Consider the following 18047-nt stretch of genomic DNA (forward strand, 5'->3'; position numbering starts at 1 on the left):
TTTGTGGCCTTCTTACAAGCCGGTTACGACGCAGCGGGTTAGCCGCATGCAGATGATTGATTTAATAGGAGAGATAAGATATGTTTGTGAAAGAGGTTTCGGTTCAGAATCAGGTAGGATTGCACGCTCGCCCCGCTACATTTTTTATTCAGAAAGCCAATGAATACAAATCCTCCATTTGGGTGGAAAAAGACGAGCGCCGTGTCAACGCCAAGAGCCTGCTGGGTGTTCTTTCCTTGGGCATTGTCGGTGGAACCGATATCAAAATCATCGCTGATGGTGCCGATGAGCAGCAAGCGGTGGAAGGTCTGGTTAAGCTGGTTGAATCCGGCTTTGCTGACTAATTTATTCCCACTTAAAACTGAAATCCCTTCTGTGTGCCCTAAGCGCCACCGTTTGTCGGGGGCGCTTTTTCTTCATCTCGGTTGGCACCGGGGGAATGTCTGAAGAAGTCAGGAGGTGATGGCCCATGCTGGAAAGGCTCCCGTTCTTAAAAGAAAAAGCAAAGCAGCTTCCCCTTGATCCCGGGGTGTATATCATGAAGGATACCGCCGGAAAGATTATTTATATCGGCAAGGCCAAGGCTCTTCGCAATCGTGTTTCCAGCTATTTCCGCAGTCTGGATAAACACCTGCCCAAGGTTCTGCGCATGGTGGAAAATGTTCACGATTTCACCACCATTGTAACTTCAAGCGAATTCGAGGCACTGGTGCTGGAATGCAGCCTCATTAAGCAGCACCGCCCCAAATACAACATTCTCCTCAAGGATGATAAGGGTTATCACTACATCCGGGTATCCCCCGGCCCATACCCCCGCATCACAGCGGAGAAGCAGCGGCTGGAGGATGGAGCCCGCTATTTTGGCCCTTATACCTCCTCCTTTGTGGTGAACCAGACGGTGGAAGAGGTCAATCAGGTGTTTATGCTGCCGGCCTGCAACCGCCGCTTCCCCGAGGATTTTCGCAAGGCAAGGCCCTGCCTGAATTACCACATCAAGCGCTGTATGGGGCTTTGCACGGGCAAAATCCGAGAAAAGCAATATGCTGAAATCATTGAGCAGGCTTTGGATTTTATCGATGGAGGCGGTTCCGGTGCTACTCAGCTGCTGACCGATAAAATGGAGCAGGCCGCTGAAAGCATGGATTTTGAAAAAGCCGCCATGTATCGGGACCGCATCCGGGCTATTCAGAGAATCACCGATCACCAGAATGTTGTGTTTTCCCGTGCCGCTGATATGGATGTGGTGGCGCTGGTTCAGAACGAGGCCAACTGCTGTGCCTCGGTGCTGAAAATCCGGGGGCATCGCTTGGTGGATAAGCAGGATCATCTGCTGGGTGAGATCGACAGTCTGGAAAATGCCCGAGGCCAGTTCTTACTGGGCTATTATAGCGGTGCTGCACAGAGCGATATTCCCCGGCAGGTTTCTATGGATGGCCCCTGTGAGGATCAGGAGCTGATTGAGGAGTATCTCACCAAGCAGGCGGGGGTTAAGGTTCAGCTTCATATTCCTGTCCGAGGGGAACAGCTTCAACTGGTGCGCATGGCTTCTGCTAATGCGGCTCAGATGCTGGCTCATAAAATCCAGCGTACCGGTAAGGAGCTTTCCGCTCTGGACGAGCTTTCCCGCCTTTTGGGTCTTGCAAAGCCCCCCATTTATATTGAGGCCTATGATATTTCAAACATGGGCAGCGATACCGTGGTGGCCGGGATGGTTACCTTTGAAAATGGCCGCCCCCTAAAAAGCGGCTATCGGAAGTTTAACATCAAAACAATCGAAGGTACCGATGATTACGGCTCTATGCGGGAGGTTCTGTTCCGCCGCCTTTCCCGTTATGAGGAGGAAAAGGCCTCCGGTGAAGGCTTTGGCCGCCTGCCGGATTTGATCCTGCTGGATGGAGGAAAAGGCCACGTGGCCGCTATCCAGCCCATTTTGGAGCAGTTTGGCCTGCAAGTTCCTTTGTTCGGTATGGTGAAGGATGATAAGCACCGCACCCGTGCCATTGCCCGGGATGGGGGAGAAATCTCCATTCTTTCCAGCCGAAGTGCATTTACATTGGTTTCCAAAATTCAGGATGAGGTACATCGTTTTTCCATAACCCATATGAAAAGCCGCCACACCAGCACCGCCTTTGAGCTGAAAATCACACAGGTTCCTTCTATTGGGCCCAAGCGAGCGGCGGCTCTCTATAAGCATTTCAAAACGGTCCGTGCCATTGAGGCGGCGGATGAGCAGACCCTTGCCGAAGCGCCGGGCATGACTAAGGCGGCGGCAGCGGCTTTGTATGAATTTCTTCACGGCGGCCAGTGAGCCTTGTCATTTCGTGTTGACAGACGGGGAGAAAACGGAGATAATATACTCATATGCAAATGAAACAGCTACACTGTTTCATTTAAGCAGGCAAAGCCTGCCACGCAGACACCACGACATATGAGTATGAAGAACGAATGCGCCGCTTACAGCGGCATACGGCAAAAGTGCCGTTGTACCAAACAGCGTTCCTGTTTGGTACGCATTCTACTTTAGAAAAGAGAAAAGCCCCATGCATTTTGGGGTCAGGGAGGGTATTCATGAGAGTTATTACCGGATCAGCCCGGGGAAGAAGGCTTGCCACACCCCCGGGAACCGATGTGCGTCCCACCTCCGATATGGCGAAGGAAGCCATATTCAGCATTTTGCAGATGGAGCTGGAGGAAGCGGCGGTTCTCGATCTCTTTGCCGGTTCCGGTCAACTCGGTATAGAGGCACTCAGCCGGGGGGCCCGCTCCTGTGTTTTTGTGGATAACGCCAAGCTTAGCCAAAAGGCTGTGCGGGAAAATCTGGCCTCCACCCAGCTTGCCTCCAAGGGGCGGTTGATCCCGATGGATGCTGTGACCTTTTTGCAGTCCACCGCCGAGATTTTTGATATTGCCCTATTGGATCCCCCTTATCAGCAGGGGATACTGGAAAAAGCTCTGCCGCTGGTTGCTTCCCATATGCGGGAGAGCGGCATTATAGTATGCGAAACCGAACGGGGAGAGGATTTGCCGGAGGTGGCGGGTTCTTTCACCAAACACCGTGAATATCGCTATGGAAAGGCCAAGGTGACTGTTTACCGCCAGCCTTTGGAGGAGGAGCTCCAATGAAGAAGGTAATTTGCCCGGGCAGCTTTGACCCGGTTACCAAAGGACATATTGACATCATTACCCGAGCCAGCAGCCTGTTTGATCAGGTAACCGCATTGGTGGTGATCAACCCGGAGAAAAACCCTTCCTTTACCGGGGAGGAGCGGGTTCAGATGCTGAAAAAGGCCACCCAGCACCTGCCCAATGTGACAGTGGATCACTATGAGGGGCTGCTTGCCAATTATGTACGCCGTGAGGGCGCAGTGGCCATAGCCAAAGGCCTGCGGGCTATGTCAGATTTTGAGTATGAATTCCAGATGGCTTTGACCAACAAAAAGCTGGTGCCGGAGGCGGAAACGGTGTTTCTGACCACCCAGAGCGAAAATATGTATTTATCCTCCAGTCTGGTTAAGCAGGTCGCTACCTTTAACGGGGATATTTCCGACTTTGTTCCGGAATGCCTCTTGGATGAAATCACACGGCGGCTTTGCAGCAAATACCGTAAAATTTAGGGAAAGGGGATTAACTGCCATGAATATTGAAGAAGTATTGGATACACTGGATGAACTGCTGGATAAGGCTTGGAGCCTGCCCCTTTCTGGCGGCCGGTGCGTGGTGGATGCCGAAAAGGTGCGGGATTTGATCGATGATATCCGCATCAATCTGCCCACCGAAATCAAGCAGGCCCGCTCCATTGTGGATGACCGCAGCGAGATTCTGAATGTGGCCCGCCGTGAGGGCGAGGGGATTATCCGCAAAGCAGAAGAAAGAGCCAAGAGCCTGATTACCCAAGAAGAAGTGGTGAAGCAGGCACAGGCAAGAGCGGCGGATATTCAGACCCAAACACAGGTTAAGGCCCGTGAAATGCGTACAGCGGCTCAGGAGTTTTCCGACGATATCCTGCGGGTTACCGAGGAATCGATGGTTAAAGCTCTCAGCGAACTAAAAAGCACCCGGCAGGCACTGCGCAACGCCAACCGCACCTCACCGCCCAAGCAAGGCGGTCAGGGCTGAGAAAAGCCCACCACACTGTGTGAGAAGGAGCCTTTATTATGGATAATCAAGTGATTTTTAAGAACAGCGCTTTCGGCGGCTTCGACAAAAAAGAGGTTATGACCTATATTTATGAATTGACCTCCCAATCCCAGAGCGAACAGGAAGGCCTGAACCACCGGATTGAGGAGCTGCTTCAGGAGCGGGATGCGCTCCAGCAGCAGCTTGGGCTGGCGGATAGCCGTATCCGTACTCTGGAAACCCATGTGGAGCAGACCTCCTCTGAGCTGACCGGCGAAAAAGCCCGTGTCATGGAAATGAACGAGAGCATCGCCAAGCTGACACAGGATCAGGATCGCCAGAAGGAAATGCTGGCCGCCCGGGAGCGGCAGGTTTCCGAGGCGCAGAACCGTCAGGTGGAAATGGCCCAGCGAATTCGGGAGCTGGAAAAATCCAGTGCCGATGTGGAAGCGGCCAAGCTGCAAATCGGCAGCCTGCTGATGGATGCCACCACCAAGTCGGATCAAATTATTGCCGCTGCTCATGAAAAGGCGGAGGAAACCGTGCAGGAGGCACAACAGCGGGCGGATACCCTTATGGAGGAGGCCAATGTCTCTCTCACGGGGATTTACCGCCAGTTCAACAGCCTGCATGATCAGATTAAAGGCATTAAGGCGGCGCTCACCGAATCCATCAGCACCATGACCGAGCAGGTGGAGCTTGTGGATGAGCTGGTACAGGAGGCTGAAAGCTCTCTTGAAGAAAGCTGCCTGCGTGAAACTGCCCCCGCCCTCGTTGTGGAAGAGGAGCTGGAAACCCCAGAAGATGAGCAGTCCCCTGATTACCCGGAACATGAGGAGCATTTTTTTCGCGTGGCCGCAGACGAATAAAGGCCCTTCGCTAAGCGGCGGGGAGACTTTCAGGCGGGAGAAAAACCCGCAGGCCCGGGCAGCGGAGGCAATCCGATCCAAGCGCAAATCCAAGCGGGATTGGGGGCCCATTGATTCTCCGGCGGGCATCAAAAATGCATTGACACATTGGATAGGCGGGTGGTTCCGATAGAATCACGGATTGAGGTCTCAGAGCTGAGGGCGAAAATTCCTCAGCTTTCGGCCTGTGATAAAATATTGCTTTCCGGCGTGGTTTATACCGCCCGGGATGCGGCTCACGGACGCATGTTTCAGGCTCTGGAGCAGGGCAGGCCCCTGCCCTTTGAACTGAGAGATTCTGTTATCTATTATGCCGGGCCTACCCCCACTCAACCGGGGCGGGTCATCGGTTCCTGCGGCCCCACCACCTCCGGCCGGATGGATGGCTTCACCCCCCGGCTTATGGATTTGGGCCTTGTGGCAACCATTGGCAAAGGGGTGCGTTCCCCCCAGGTGGTGGAAGCCATTGTGCGCAATGGCGGAATTTACCTCTGTGCGCTGGGCGGTGCCGGTGCACTGGTGGCCAGCTGCGTGAAGGATTGCTGTGTGGTGGATTACGAAGACTTGGGCTGTGAATCGATAAAACGGCTTACAGTGCGGGATTTACCTCTGATTGTCGGGGTGGATTCCCGGGGGAAAAGTATATTTGATCGAGGCTGAAATGTCTGGTGAGGAGTGCCCTCGGCAGGCATTTTTTTATAATCGTTAAATTTCAAATTGTCTTTGTTCACAAATATGCAATGAATTCTTGTGGGATATGCCTTAAAATAGAGGTGTATCAATTTGCTCTCTATCTTTTTCGGGGGGACAGCTCGGGATATACTGATATCCAAAAGCGGGTCATACATATATAGGGAGAGCAGAAAATTGCAGCTTTCAGCACACTGTGTATTTGAAAGCGTGCAGTATATAGTCATTTGCACATAAAACAGGTTCCAAATGACTATGAAGGACGAATTCATGCAGGTGCATCCGCACCGCATGGTAGCTCTTGGGGGCTGTTGTGTCAAACTGCTATGACTGTTTGATGCGAATTCTACTATAAAGAAAATTTGGTGAAACCATGTATTATACTCTGGGCATAGACGTTGGCTCCACCACGCTGAAAACGGTGGTACTCAACGAAAAAAACGAGATTGTTGAAAAAAGCTACCAGCGGCACTTCTCTAAGGTGAGAGAAATGACGGTGGAGCATTTGCATTCCCTGAGCGAGCTTCTTGAGGGAAAAGCCCTCAAGGTGGCGGTGACCGGCTCGGCCGGGCTGGGTATTGCCAAAAGCTGCGGTCTTGAGTTTGTGCAGGAGGTTTTTGCAGCGGCCGGGGCGGTGCGGCAGCTGATTCCTCAAACCGATGTAGTCATCGAGTTGGGTGGAGAAGATGCCAAGATCATCTTCTTGGGTGATGTGGTGGAGGAGCGGATGAACGGCACCTGTGCCGGCGGAACCGGCGCTTTTATCGACCAAATGGCTACCCTGCTGGATGTGAGTGTGCAGGAGCTGGACCGCCTGAGCCTGCACAGCGAAAAGATTTATCCCATTGCCTCCCGGTGTGGGGTGTTTGCCAAGTCGGACATACAGCCCCTGCTGAATCAGGGAGCAAAAAAAGAGGATTTGGCGGCCAGTATCTTTCAGGCGGTGGTGGATCAGACCATTACCGGTCTGGCACAGGGCAGACCCATTGAGGGGAACATTCTGTTCCTCGGCGGCCCGCTCTCCTTTCTTAAAGGCCTTCAGGATCGCTTTGTGAAAACCCTGAATCTGACGGTGAAAAACGCCATTTTCCCGGCTCTTGCCCCTTATTTTGTGGCCTTGGGCAGTGCCTATTATGCAGGAGGCTTGGGAGCTGACCGCCTCATGACCTTTGAAGAGCTTCTCGGCAAGCTGGAATCCATGGGGGATTCGGTGGGGGATATTCATATCCTGCCGCCCCTGTTTGCCAACGGGGAGGAATACCGGGCCTTTAAGGAGCGCCACGCCTCTATGACGGTGGCGGAACAGCCAATCGAAGCCTACACCGGTAAGGCTTATCTGGGCATTGATGCGGGCAGCACCACAACCAAACTGGCATTGATTGATGCACAGGGGCAGCTTTTATACCGCCACTATGTTTCCAACGGCGGAAACCCTCTGCCGGTGGTCAAGGGGCAGCTGGAAAAAATATATGCCCTTTGCGGCGACCGCATTGAGATTGCCGGGTGTGCTGTCACCGGTTACGGCGAAGAGCTGATGAAAAACGCCTTTTCCATTGACCACGGTCTGGTGGAAACCATGGCTCACTATACAGCTGCCAAGCATTTTGACCCAGAAGTGGATTTTATTATCGACATCGGCGGGCAGGATATCAAGTGCTTCACCATCCGGGATGGCACAGTGGATGAGGTTATCCTCAACGAAGCCTGCTCCTCCGGGTGCGGCTCCTTTATCGAGACCTTTGCCAAATCCATGGGCTATTCCATTGCAGAGTTTGCAGAGCTGGCAACCCGTTCCCGTGCGCCAGTGGATTTGGGCAGCCGGTGTACCGTCTTTATGAACTCTTCGGTGAAACAAGCCCAAAAAGACGGAGCCAGCGTGGAAGATATCTCTGCCGGCCTTGCCATCAGTGTTATCAAGAATGTGGTCTACAAGGTGATTCGGGCCAAAAGCGCCGAGGATTTGGGCAAAAATGTGGTGGTGCAGGGGGGAACCTTCCTCAACGATGCGGTGCTTCGCAGCTTTGAGGTGGAGCTTGGCCGCCCGGTAATCCGTCTTTCCATTTCCGAACTGATGGGTGCCTATGGTGCGGCCCTTTATGCCCGGGCCCATACCGCTCGCCCCAGCACTTTGATTTCCCCCGAAGAGCTGCAAGGCTTTACCCATACTTCTGTAACCGCCACCTGCAAGCGCTGCACCAACAAATGCAGCCTGACAGTCAATACTTTCCCCGGCGGCAAGCGGTTTATTTCCGGCAACAAGTGCGAGAAGGGGGCGGGAGCCTCTGTGGCCAGCAGCCTGCCCAATATGGTGGAGTTTAAATACAATTACCTGCACGCTCTGGATGGCAGGGGCGGTGACCGCCTGCGGGTGGGTCTGCCCATGGCACTGAACTTTTACGATCTCCTGCCTTTTTGGAACACCTTTTTCACCCAGCTGGGCTGTGAGGTGGTGATTTCAAGCCGTTCCTCCCGGGAGCTGTATATGAAGGGGCAGCATACCATCCCTTCGGATACAGTTTGCTATCCTGCCAAGCTGGTTCATGGGCATATGGAGGATTTGCTGGATCAGGGAGTCGACTTGATCTTCTACCCCTGTATGACTTATAATTTTGACGAGGGCATTTCGGATAACTGCTACAACTGCCCGGTGGTGGCCTATTATCCCGAGCTTTTGCAGGCCAATATGACCCGGCTTTCCGAGACAAAATTCCTTTATCCCCACATCAGCTTGGGCGACAAGGGCTTTTTTGTAAAACGTATTTTTGAACTGCTCAAAGAGGAAATTCCCAACCTGAACCGCCGGGAAGTCAAGGCGGCGGCAGAAAAAGCCTACAAGGCCTATGAAAAATACCACATGGATGTGGTGGAAGAGGGCCGAAAGGCACTGGTATATGCCCGTACCCATGGGAATAGTGTAATTGTGCTGGCCGGTCGCCCTTATCACATTGACCCGGAAATCAATCACGGTATCGATAAGCTGCTGGGCACTTTGGGTTTTGTTTTGGTCACCGAGGATTGTGTAAGCCCCTTGGAGAAAAAGCGGGGCCATAATGTGCTCAACCAATGGACCTACCACGCCCGGATGTACAACGCCGCTGACTTTGTCATTAAGCAGAAAAATATGGAAATGATTCAGCTTGTTTCTTTTGGCTGCGGGCTGGATGCGGTGACTTCCGACGAGGTTCGGGATATCCTGAGGAAAAACGGGAAACTATACACACAGTTGAAAATAGACGAAATTAGCAATTTGGGTGCGGCTAAAATTCGGCTGCGAAGCCTGCAAGCCGCAATGCTGGAACGAGAGGAGGCGGATTATACCAATGGATGATGTGAAGGTGGTTCCCTTTACAAAAGAAATGAAAGCAACTCATACCATTCTGGTGCCGAACATGCTGCCCATCCACTTCGATTTTATCGGCAAGGTGCTTTGTCAGGATGGCTATAAGGTGGAAATCCTCAAAACGGATCACCGCAATATTGTGGATGAAGGGCTTAAAAATGTCCACAACGATACCTGCTATCCCGCACTGCTGGTCATTGGCCAGTTTATCGATGCACTGAAAAGCGGAAAATACGATGTCAACAAAACGGCACTGCTAATCAGCCAGACCGGGGGAGGCTGCCGGGCTTCCAACTACATATTTCTTCTGCGCAAGGCGTTGGTGAAAAGCGGTCTTGGTCATGTTCCGGTGATTTCTCTGAACTTTTCGGGGCTTGAGAAAACCAGCGGCTTTCAGTTGAGCACCAAGGTGCTGATTAAAATGATATTCAGCCTGCTTTACGGCGATTTCATGATGTGCCTCGCCAACCAGTGCCTGCCCTATGAGCGCCATAAGGGCGATACACAAAAGGTGCTGGAAAAATGGACCGACTCCCTGCTCCACCAGATGGAAGGGCCGGGGTTTGTTCGCCTCAAGAAAAATTACCGGGCTATTCTGCGAGATTTTGCATCTATACCGCTGGATAAAACCGAGAAAATCAAAGTGGGTATTGTCGGGGAGATTTACCTGAAATATGCTCCCTTGGGCAACAACGATCTTGAAAAATATTTGGTTTCGGAAGGGGCCGAGGTGGTCAACTCCGGGTTGTTGGATTTTATATTATACTGTGTGTATAACGGAATATTCGACAAAAACCTTTATGGAATGGGAAAATTGCGTGGAAGCCTCTCCAAGCCTATAGCTGGTTATTTGGTTTCCAAGCAGCGTGAAATGATCAAGGTGATCGCCGATCATGGAGCCTTCAACCCGCCTGCGGATTTTGCCCGGGTGGTGAAAATGAACGAAGGCTATATCGGCCACGGTGTTAAGATGGGGGAGGGCTGGCTGCTCACCGCCGAAATGCTGGAGCTGATTCACAGCGGTGTTAACAACATTGTTACCGCACAGCCCTTTGGGTGTTTGCCCAACCACATTGTGGCCAAGGGCATGATTCGCAAAATCAAGGATGCCTACCCCATGGCCAACATTGTGGCGGTGGATTACGATCCCGGAGCCAGCCGCATCAATCAGGAGAATCGAATTAAGCTGATGCTTGCCAATGCAAAAATGGCACAGGGGCTTACTCATATTCAAGAGCCTACGCTGGAATACCAGAGGGTTCCCGAGCCTGCCGCAGAGGAAAAGAAAGAGAAGGAAAAAGTGCTGGCCTAAAAGGAAAGCCTCATAGTGTAAAAAGGACTGTGCAGTTTGGAAGCACAGTCCTTTTCGTTTATTTTACGATTACAGCCGGAGCCCGGTAATCCCACCCGCAGGGCAGGGGCTGGGGCAGGCACAACGCATACTGATCGGTTGAAGCCGCTTCCAGCCGGGCAAGCTGGCCGGCATAGCCCCCGAGGCTTTCCAGCCGTGCAAGGCTAACCGAAAGGGGGAGAGAAGCGGTTTTCTTAGCCCGGGAAAGAATCTCCCTCCCGGCACTGTTCATACCCAATACCCGCAGATAAGGCGGCGGCTGGCGGCAAAAGCCGCTTTCAATTTCCAGAAACGCAGAAAGCACTAAGCGGCGTATCCGGGCCAGTGTATACCGTTTGGTTTTCACCCCAAAGTATAGCTCCTCCAACGACCCGGCTTTACCAATAGCGATGGCCAGCCGGTTTTCAAGCCCTTCGGAAAGATCGGGGAGAGCGGCCAGCCGGTCAGGGGGCAAGCGGCGCAGATAGCTGAGGATAGCGGTTTCCAGCTTTTCCAGCCGCCCGGGCAGCAGCTGGGCATACTGGCTGTAAAGAGGCAGAGCTTCCGGGGGAACCAACCCTTCCAAGGCCTTGGCATCGGCATAAGTGCTGCGGATAAAGGAGGCAGAAGGCATCCCACCATGGGGTATGTGGCTGTCATGGGCTGCGCCCTCCCGGCGGATGGTGACAACCTGCGGATTCCAGCCCAGTGCCAGAGCCTGCCCGATGTATTCCAAACCGAGGGTGTTGTTGGGATGGGAAAGGAGCGCCGCCAATTCCGGGCCGGCCACCTGCTCCACGGCCATTTGGCGGGCTTTGGCGTAGGTGATTTTTTCTGCCATTTTTTCTCGAATCAGCGCTGAAACATCCGGCTTCTGCAAAAGGCGGGCCAGTGCATACAAAGGCTGGCTGTCTCCCGCCTCACTGCCAAAGCCCAGCATATCCACACACCCCAGACTGTGGAGGATACCCATTGCGCCAAAGGCAAATCGCTGTGCTGTTGCCATGGCATAAGGCAGAGGGAGCTCCAGCACCAGATCACAGCCGCAAGCCAGTGCCCAAGCGGTTCTTAGATGCTTTTCCGCAAAGGCAGGCTCCCCCCGCTGAACAAAATTGCCGCTCATCACGGCCACCATGTGGGTGGCTCCGCTGCGGCGCAGAGAATGCAGCAAAAACTGATGACCATTGTGCAGAGGGTTGAATTCTGCCACTACACCGCATATTTTCAAAAACGGTTCCTCCCTGTATTTTCAAAGGTTTTTGCAAGAGTATGCATTTATATCATAGCCGCTGAGCAAACCAAAAAACCACTCAAATCAATACTTCCAACGTGTTTTTGGTTTGTTCAGGTGCAAAGGTTTGCGGCATGTGTCCCCAATCCAAGCGACAGTCATTCAATGCATTTGCTCAGTGGACATTATATTAATTAAAAGCTGTGTTTTGAACCTTAACAACCGATATTTTATTTAGCAGGGGCCTAAAAACGGTTAGAATGGGAGGGAGAATTTTCTGGAAAACCAACTTTGTTCTTCTCTATAGGTTAAAAACCAGGCACTTTCAGCCACAAAATGCACAGAAAACAGACTCAGTAATTGTCAAAAGGACGAGAGCGTGTCGAATTTTAGAAATATAGGTCGATCCAAAAGCTCCCATCGTCAATAATGAGCATAAATACTTGAATTTCTTTACGTTTTATTGTATATTGTTAGCATATCGAATGAGCTGGGGTGTGTCAAGGGCGGCCCAGAAAAACAGTAGGAGGCTTAATTACAAACGATGAAAGTACTAGTCATAAACGCAGGGAGTTCCTCTCTGAAATATCAATTAATTGATATGGACGGGGAAAAAGTGTTAGCCAAGGGTAACTGTGAAAAAATCGGCCTGGATGGCCTGATTACTCACAAAACGCACAAGGGACATGTAGATTCCCACGAGTGCAGCTTCCCCACACATGCAGAGGCATTTCAGGAACTGCTTCGTCTGCTGGTTTCCGGCGATGAGGCGGTTATTGCTGATCCTTCCGAGATTTCGGCTGTGGGTCACAGGGTTGTGCAGGGCGGCGAAAAATACAGCTCCTCGGTGATGGTTACACCTGAAATTCTCAGTGATCTGGAAGAGCTGGGCGCATTGGCTCCTCTGCACAATCCCGCACATGTAATGGCAATTCGTGCCTGCCAGGCCGTTCTGCCTAAGAGCGTTCCCCAAGTGGTGGTCTTTGATACTTCCTTCCATCAGACTATCCCCCCCAAGGCCTATATGTTCCCTATCCCTTATGAGATGTATAAAAAACATCATATTCGCCGCTATGGCTTCCATGGAACCAGTCATCGCTTTGTCAGCGCACGGCTGGCTAAATTTATGGGCAAACCCTTGCAGGATCTGAAAATTGTAACCTGCCATTTGGGAAATGGTTCCTCCATCACGGCTGTGGATGGCGGCAAATCGGTGGATACTACCATGGGCTTTACTCCTTTGGACGGCCTGATTATGGGAACCCGCTGCGGCAGCATTGATCCTTCTGTTGTCACTTTCTTGATGGAGAAGGAAAACCTCAATTACCAGCAGATGAATGACCTGCTCAATAAAAAATCCGGTTATCTGGGTGTTTCCGGTGTTACCAGCGATCAGCGTGATCTGGTGGTTGCCGCTGAGGCAGGCAATTCCCGTGCTCAGTTGGCTCTGGATATCCAGCGCTATGGCATTAAGAAATACATAGGTGCTTATGCAGCCGCTATGGGCGGTATTGATGCCGTTGTCTTTACTGGCGGTATCGGTGAGAACTCTGCTACTACTCGTGAGGTTGCTTGCGAGGGGCTTGAATTCATGGGCATCCATATGGATAAAGAGCGCAACCGCATTGTTCCCAACGGCATTGATGCTGAGATCTCCGCTCCCGGCTCCACGGTAAAGGTTTTTGTAATTCCTACCAACGAGGAGCTGTTGATTGCACAGGATACAGCCGCTCTTGTTTCTGCTCTCTAATTGATTTAAAATTTAATAAGCATAAAAGGAACGAGGTTACAGAAAAACTCCTGTAACCTCGTTCCTTTTGACTTTCAGACAAAAAGTTGCTTCTTTGAATCAGGATAAAGGCAATACTATTCCCTTGCACCAACGGCGGGGAAATTGTACTATTGGGCAGCAGTCAAGGGCCGCCCTGCCTTTACAACGCAGACTACTCTCTGATTCTGGAGGTTTCGCTGTCCTTAAAGAGCAGGGAGATGGCCCAGATACCGGCCAATGCCACAAGGGTATAAATAACGCGGCTTAAAACAGCGCCAGCTCCACCGAACAGGAACGCAACCAGGTCAAATTGAAATAACCCAACCAAACCCCAGTTAATTGCGCCGATTATCACCAGGATAAGGGCAATTTTATCAAGCATTCTATTCACTCCTAACCTTCTGGACAAGGGCATACCCTTACCATGCACCCGGTCCGTTTAAATACAGACTTTTTTATAGGGAAATCAAAGGCAGAATTTCCTTTGAAAATTGGGGCAGCTCTGCTGCCGAAAGTCCGCTGCATCTGTGTATAACGAATCGAACAACGGGTTACAATCATGAGGAAAGCCAAACCGATTTACGATCCCTTATACGAATGCATGTTTAGTATTGACCGTTTGAAAAGGGATTATACAGTCGAATATTGGTTGCATACTGCCGAAATAGTGGTAGCTGCTGTTGCAAAAGCTTGGATTTTATTGTATACTTAATTTTAGAAAAAAACCAAAAAAATACATTTGACAGACGCTTGGACGATGGGCAATTTTGCAAAAGAGAGGTAAAGTATGGTGGATCAAATTCAGATGGGCAACCCGGTGGTTGTATTTGGTGTAATTATCGCTTTTGGCATGTTGGTAACCGTTCTTCTGCTGGTGCGGCTTATGAATATGATAAAGGATAGCACTGGCACACAGGTTCAGCAGCCCGCTTTAGCTGTTGCAGCTTCTGGTTCAGCCGCACCTTCTGTGAGCGCACAGGGAGAAGATTTTTCTGAAGAAACTGTGGCGGCTATTACAGCGGCTGTCGCTTGCCTCTGGGGGCAGGAATCTTCCCAGAACCCGTTTGTGATTACCCGGATTTCTTCTGTGGGCCGGGCCGCTCGCTCTGAATGGAGTGCGGCTGGTATGCGCCAGAATACACGCTCCTTCTAATACTTATCTGCGCTGAAAGCACGGGCAGACCGCATGAGATGCGAACCGATTTTTCAAAATAAAAACAGGTCTCTTTTACAGAGGCCTGTTTTTTTCTTTTGCTTAAGAACCACCGGCTTTGCCGGTGGAGAAAGACCTTATAGGTATGGACAAGAAAAAAGCTCCCCGATATATTAAAAGTTAAGGTCTGCCAACCTAACTAAAAAATCGAGGAGGTCTTTAAATGAAAGACATAAACAGTTTAGAACATACCAAGTGGAGATGTCAATACCACGTAGTATTTGCACCAAAATACAGGAGACAAGTAATATATCGGGAAATTAAAGCAGACATAGGGTTTATCCTAAGGAAATTGTGTGATCAAAAAGGGGTAGAAATTATAGAAGCGAACGCATGCCCAGATCACATCCATATGCTAATCAGTATACCACCAAAGTTTAGTGTATCGCAGATAATGGGGTATCTAAAAGGGAAGAGCAGCTTAATGATATTCGACCGTCATGCAAATTTGAAGTACAAATATGGAAATAGGCATTTCTGGGCAAGAGGGTATTATGTGGATACAGTAGGGCGGAATAAAAAGCAGATACAGGAGTATATCAAAAAGCAATTGGAGGAAGATGAGCTATCCGATCAGATGAGTCTCAAGGAGTACACTGACCCGTTTACGGGTAGCAAGAACACCAAGGCATAAAAACGTACCCCTTTAGGGGTTGCCCGAGAAAGCAATGCGGATGGCAGATCTTTCGGGACCCCTTTAGGGGTACTGTCTGTATTGTGCCCTTCTAGGGCTTATTCAAGCCTCCGGCTTAGCCGGAGGTTTTGACTTGTTTTACCGATGCGGCCTATGGAAAATGCGACAGAACGGGCATTTCTACCCCAGCATACCGCTGCTGCCGATGGCCTCGCAGGCCTGCTTCAATACATCCTCCGGCTGAACCAATGCCATACGCACATAGCCTTCACCCAATGTACCAAAGGTAATGCCCGGCACACACATCACGCCGGTCTTCTGCAAAAGCTCCACGCTGAAAGCAGTGGAATCGGTGGCACCTCCCGGCAGGGGGAACCATGTGAACATGGTGCTGTCGCAGTCAGGCACCGCCCAGCCAACCCTGCGTAGCCCCTGACACAGCACATCCTGGCGGCTGCGATAGATTTCCCGGTTGCGGGCAACAATGTCCTGGGGGCCGTTCAGAGCGGCCACAGCGGCCAGCTGCACGGCGGGGAAGATACCGTAATCGATTTGAGAGCGCAGCTTGCGGAAGTTTTCCAGCACCTTTTTATTGCCTAAAGCAAAAGAAATACGTGCCCCAGTGAGATTGTAGCTTTTGGAAAGGGAATTGAACTCCACACCCACATCCTTGGCACCGGGGAAGGAAAGGAAAGATTGCGCCGGCTCACCGGTGAGGACAAGCTCGGAATAGGCATTGTCGTGCAGCACAATAATGTCATGCCGCTTGGCAAAGGCCACAAGGCGCTCATAGAATTCATCGGTGGCCCGGGCAGTAACCGGGTTGTTGGGGTAGGAGACAACCATCAGCTTGGCTTTATCCGCCACAGCACTGGGGATGGCATCAAAATCAATCAGGTAGCCGTTTTTCTCCAAGAGAGGCATTTTAACCAGCTTTGCACCGGAAAGAAAAGGCCCAAAGCTGAAAATAGGATACCCCGGATCGGGAACCAGACAAATGTCCCTCGGATCACAGATAGAAAGGCCGATGTGAGCCATCCCTTCCTGCGAGCCATAGACACTCATCAGCTCGTCCGGTTCCAGCTCCACATTATACCGGCGTTTGTACCAATTGATCACAGCGGTTGTCAGCTCCGGCTTATCAACAATGGCGTATTTATAGTTTTCAGGGTTTAGCGCTTCACGGCTGAGGGTTTCCATAACATGCCGGTCAGGGGGAAGATCCGGGGTTCCCACCGAGAGATTGAATACCCGGCCACCCTTAGCCAATATACGCTGTTTTTCCTGTTCCAGCTGCAAAAAAATATTGGAGGAAAGCCCCTCCAGACGCTCGGAAAATTCCATGGTAAAGCCTCCTGCATAAGTAAATGTGGTGAACCCAGAGTTTCTGACAGAATGGTGACGGATATAACCATGCACCAAGCCTAAAAGTTACATTTAGCTCAATTTCGGCTCTGGGGGGTGCTAAGGGGGAGCGCCCCCTTAGCGATTCTTTGCATCCTTTCTCATCGTGGAGAAAGGATGTGCCAGCCGCACGGCATGAGTGCGGAAGGAAACGATTTGATGCTGTTTATACCAAAAGCTCAACTTAAAGTTATTATAACACAAAACCAAGGGTTAGGGAGCAAAGAAAATTTCAGGTTTTCCGCAAAAACCCCCTTGTCCCAGAATTTTTGTGCTATAATAACCAAGAAGACCAGAGGCCCCGGCAACTGTCTGGGGAGATACAACAAACTGAAATTATAAGGAGATGGTTGTGTGAGCGTTACTGTGAAGCCTTTTGGAACCATGCCCGATGGGCGAGAGGTAAGCAACTACATTCTGGATAATGGCTGGATGCAGGTTGAGTTGATCGATTTTGGTGCTACCATCAAGAATATTTGGGTGCCGGATAAAAACGGCAAGAAGGCCGATGTGGTGCTGGGCAAGGATTGCCTCGAGGATTTTCTCGCAAACCGTGCCGCCACCGCCGCAACCATAGGCCGTCACGCCAACCGGGTAGAGGGCGCAGTCTATGAGTTTGAGGGCAAACTTCACCACATGGAGGCCAACGCAGCCGGCAACAACCTGCACAGCGGAAAATACAACTATGGCATCCAGCTGTTCGATGCCCGCACAGTGGGTGACAATGCCGTGGCTTTCACCTATTTGGATAAAGGCGGCGATGATTTCTTCCCCGGTGATGTGCTGGCCACTGTTACATATACCCTGACCGATGACAACCAGCTGATTCTTCACTACTTAGGCCTTGCTACCCACCGCACTCCCATCAACATGACCAATCATGCTTATTTCAATCTGGCAGGCCACGAAAGCGGCCCCATCTATGACCAGATTTTGCAGATGGATTGCGATTTCTTCACCCATGCCAACGATACCTGCTCTGCCACCGGTGAAATCAGCCGTGTGGAGGGGACTCCCTTTGATTTCAGAGAGCCCACCCCCATTGGCAAGAACATTCGCTCCGAGCATCACATGATCAAGGGCAACAATGGCTATGATGTAAACTTTGTGCTCAACGGGCGTGATTACCGCAAGGTTGGTTATGCACGTGATGAGGCCAGCGGCCGCACCATGGAGATATATACCGATCTGCCGGGCTGCCAGTTGTATACCACCAATGCCATTGATCCTACCATCCGTTTTAAGGATGATGTGAAGTATGTCCCTCATCAGGGCTTCTGCCTGGAAACTCAATACTTCACCAATTTCATGAAGTATGCTCACCTTTCCCCCCAGGCCTTCTTTGATAAGAACCACCCCTATGAAACCCAGACCTCTTACAAGTTTATTGTGGAATAAACAGCCTATACA

At 51.1% G+C, this 18047-nt stretch carries 16 protein-coding genes; 13 read left to right on the plus strand and 3 right to left on the minus strand.

The features are described 5' to 3' along the window. Positions 1–80 precede the first annotated feature (80 nt). The 9 genes from U6B65_14125 (at position 81) to U6B65_14165 (ending at position 10366) form a co-directional block, all read left to right on the plus strand. Positions 81–344 (plus strand): HPr family phosphocarrier protein, encoded by a 264-nt coding sequence (locus U6B65_14125; GenBank protein WRS27442.1) that lies wholly within the window; start codon positions 81–83, stop codon positions 342–344. A 125-nt stretch (positions 345–469) separates the two neighbouring features. Then, a complete protein-coding gene (gene uvrC, locus U6B65_14130) occupies positions 470–2308 on the plus strand; it encodes an excinuclease ABC subunit UvrC (protein WRS27443.1) in 1839 nt (612 codons plus the stop codon). Positions 2309–2568: 260 nt separating this feature from the next. After that, positions 2569–3123 (plus strand): 16S rRNA (guanine(966)-N(2))-methyltransferase RsmD, encoded by a 555-nt coding sequence (rsmD, locus tag U6B65_14135; GenBank protein WRS27444.1) that lies wholly within the window; start codon positions 2569–2571, stop codon positions 3121–3123. After that, complete coding sequence (gene coaD / locus U6B65_14140; protein ID WRS27445.1) at positions 3120–3614, plus strand: pantetheine-phosphate adenylyltransferase; 495 nt, start codon at positions 3120–3122, stop codon at positions 3612–3614. Before rsmD ends, coaD begins: the two co-directional genes overlap by 4 nt. A 19-nt stretch (positions 3615–3633) precedes the next feature. After that, complete coding sequence (locus U6B65_14145; protein WRS27446.1) at positions 3634–4116, plus strand: ATPase; 483 nt, start codon at positions 3634–3636, stop codon at positions 4114–4116. A gap of 38 nt (positions 4117–4154) precedes the next feature. After that, positions 4155–4985 (plus strand): hypothetical protein, encoded by an 831-nt coding sequence (locus U6B65_14150; protein ID WRS27447.1) that lies wholly within the window; start codon positions 4155–4157, stop codon positions 4983–4985. Positions 4986–5144: 159 nt separating this feature from the next. After that, on the plus strand, positions 5145–5684 hold the full coding sequence (locus U6B65_14155) for a FumA C-terminus/TtdB family hydratase beta subunit (GenBank protein ID WRS27448.1): 540 nt from the start codon (positions 5145–5147) through the stop codon (positions 5682–5684). A gap of 403 nt (positions 5685–6087) precedes the next feature. Beyond that, complete coding sequence (locus U6B65_14160) at positions 6088–9042, plus strand: acyl-CoA dehydratase activase (protein WRS27449.1); 2955 nt, start codon at positions 6088–6090, stop codon at positions 9040–9042. Beyond that, complete coding sequence (locus tag U6B65_14165; GenBank protein WRS27450.1) at positions 9035–10366, plus strand: 2-hydroxyglutaryl-CoA dehydratase; 1332 nt, start codon at positions 9035–9037, stop codon at positions 10364–10366. Before U6B65_14160 ends, U6B65_14165 begins: the two co-directional genes overlap by 8 nt. A 58-nt stretch (positions 10367–10424) precedes the next feature. Here the strand turns inward: U6B65_14165 and U6B65_14170 are convergent, their stop codons facing one another. After that, the gene (locus U6B65_14170; protein ID WRS27451.1) at positions 10425–11612 is read right to left on the minus strand and encodes a nucleotidyltransferase family protein; all 1188 of its coding nucleotides are present in this window, start codon (positions 11610–11612) and stop codon (positions 10425–10427) included. 547 nt (positions 11613–12159) lie between these two features. Here U6B65_14170 and U6B65_14175 point away from each other — a divergent pair. After that, positions 12160–13365: an acetate kinase gene (locus tag U6B65_14175; protein WRS27452.1), complete on the plus strand. Its 1206-nt coding sequence runs from the start codon at positions 12160–12162 to the stop codon at positions 13363–13365. Positions 13366–13558: 193 nt separating this feature from the next. Here U6B65_14175 and U6B65_14180 read toward each other — a convergent pair whose 3' ends face one another. Further along, positions 13559–13768, minus strand: coding sequence for a DUF378 domain-containing protein (locus U6B65_14180; GenBank protein WRS27453.1), 210 nt, complete (start codon positions 13766–13768; stop codon positions 13559–13561). A gap of 405 nt (positions 13769–14173) precedes the next feature. Here U6B65_14180 and U6B65_14185 point away from each other — a divergent pair, with 405 nt between their 5' ends. After that, positions 14174–14539 carry an OadG family transporter subunit gene (locus U6B65_14185; protein WRS27454.1) on the plus strand — a complete coding sequence of 122 codons (366 nt, stop codon included), beginning with the start codon at positions 14174–14176 and terminating at the stop codon, positions 14537–14539. Positions 14540–14762: 223 nt separating this feature from the next. Beyond that, positions 14763–15233: an IS200/IS605 family transposase gene (gene tnpA, locus U6B65_14190; GenBank protein ID WRS27455.1), complete on the plus strand. Its 471-nt coding sequence runs from the start codon at positions 14763–14765 to the stop codon at positions 15231–15233. A 180-nt stretch (positions 15234–15413) separates the two neighbouring features. On the opposite strand, the gene U6B65_14195 is transcribed toward tnpA, so the two are convergent. After that, a complete protein-coding gene (locus U6B65_14195; GenBank protein WRS27456.1) occupies positions 15414–16577 on the minus strand; it encodes an aminotransferase class I/II-fold pyridoxal phosphate-dependent enzyme in 1164 nt (387 codons plus the stop codon). A gap of 414 nt (positions 16578–16991) precedes the next feature. Between U6B65_14195 and U6B65_14200 the strand changes: the two genes are divergently transcribed. Next, positions 16992–18035, plus strand: coding sequence for an aldose epimerase family protein (locus U6B65_14200; GenBank protein WRS27457.1), 1044 nt, complete (start codon positions 16992–16994; stop codon positions 18033–18035). The last annotated feature ends 12 nt before the right edge of the window (positions 18036–18047 follow it).

This window comes from Oscillospiraceae bacterium MB08-C2-2, from assembly GCA_035621215.1.
Lineage (GTDB): Bacteria > Bacillota > Clostridia > Oscillospirales > Ruminococcaceae > WRAV01.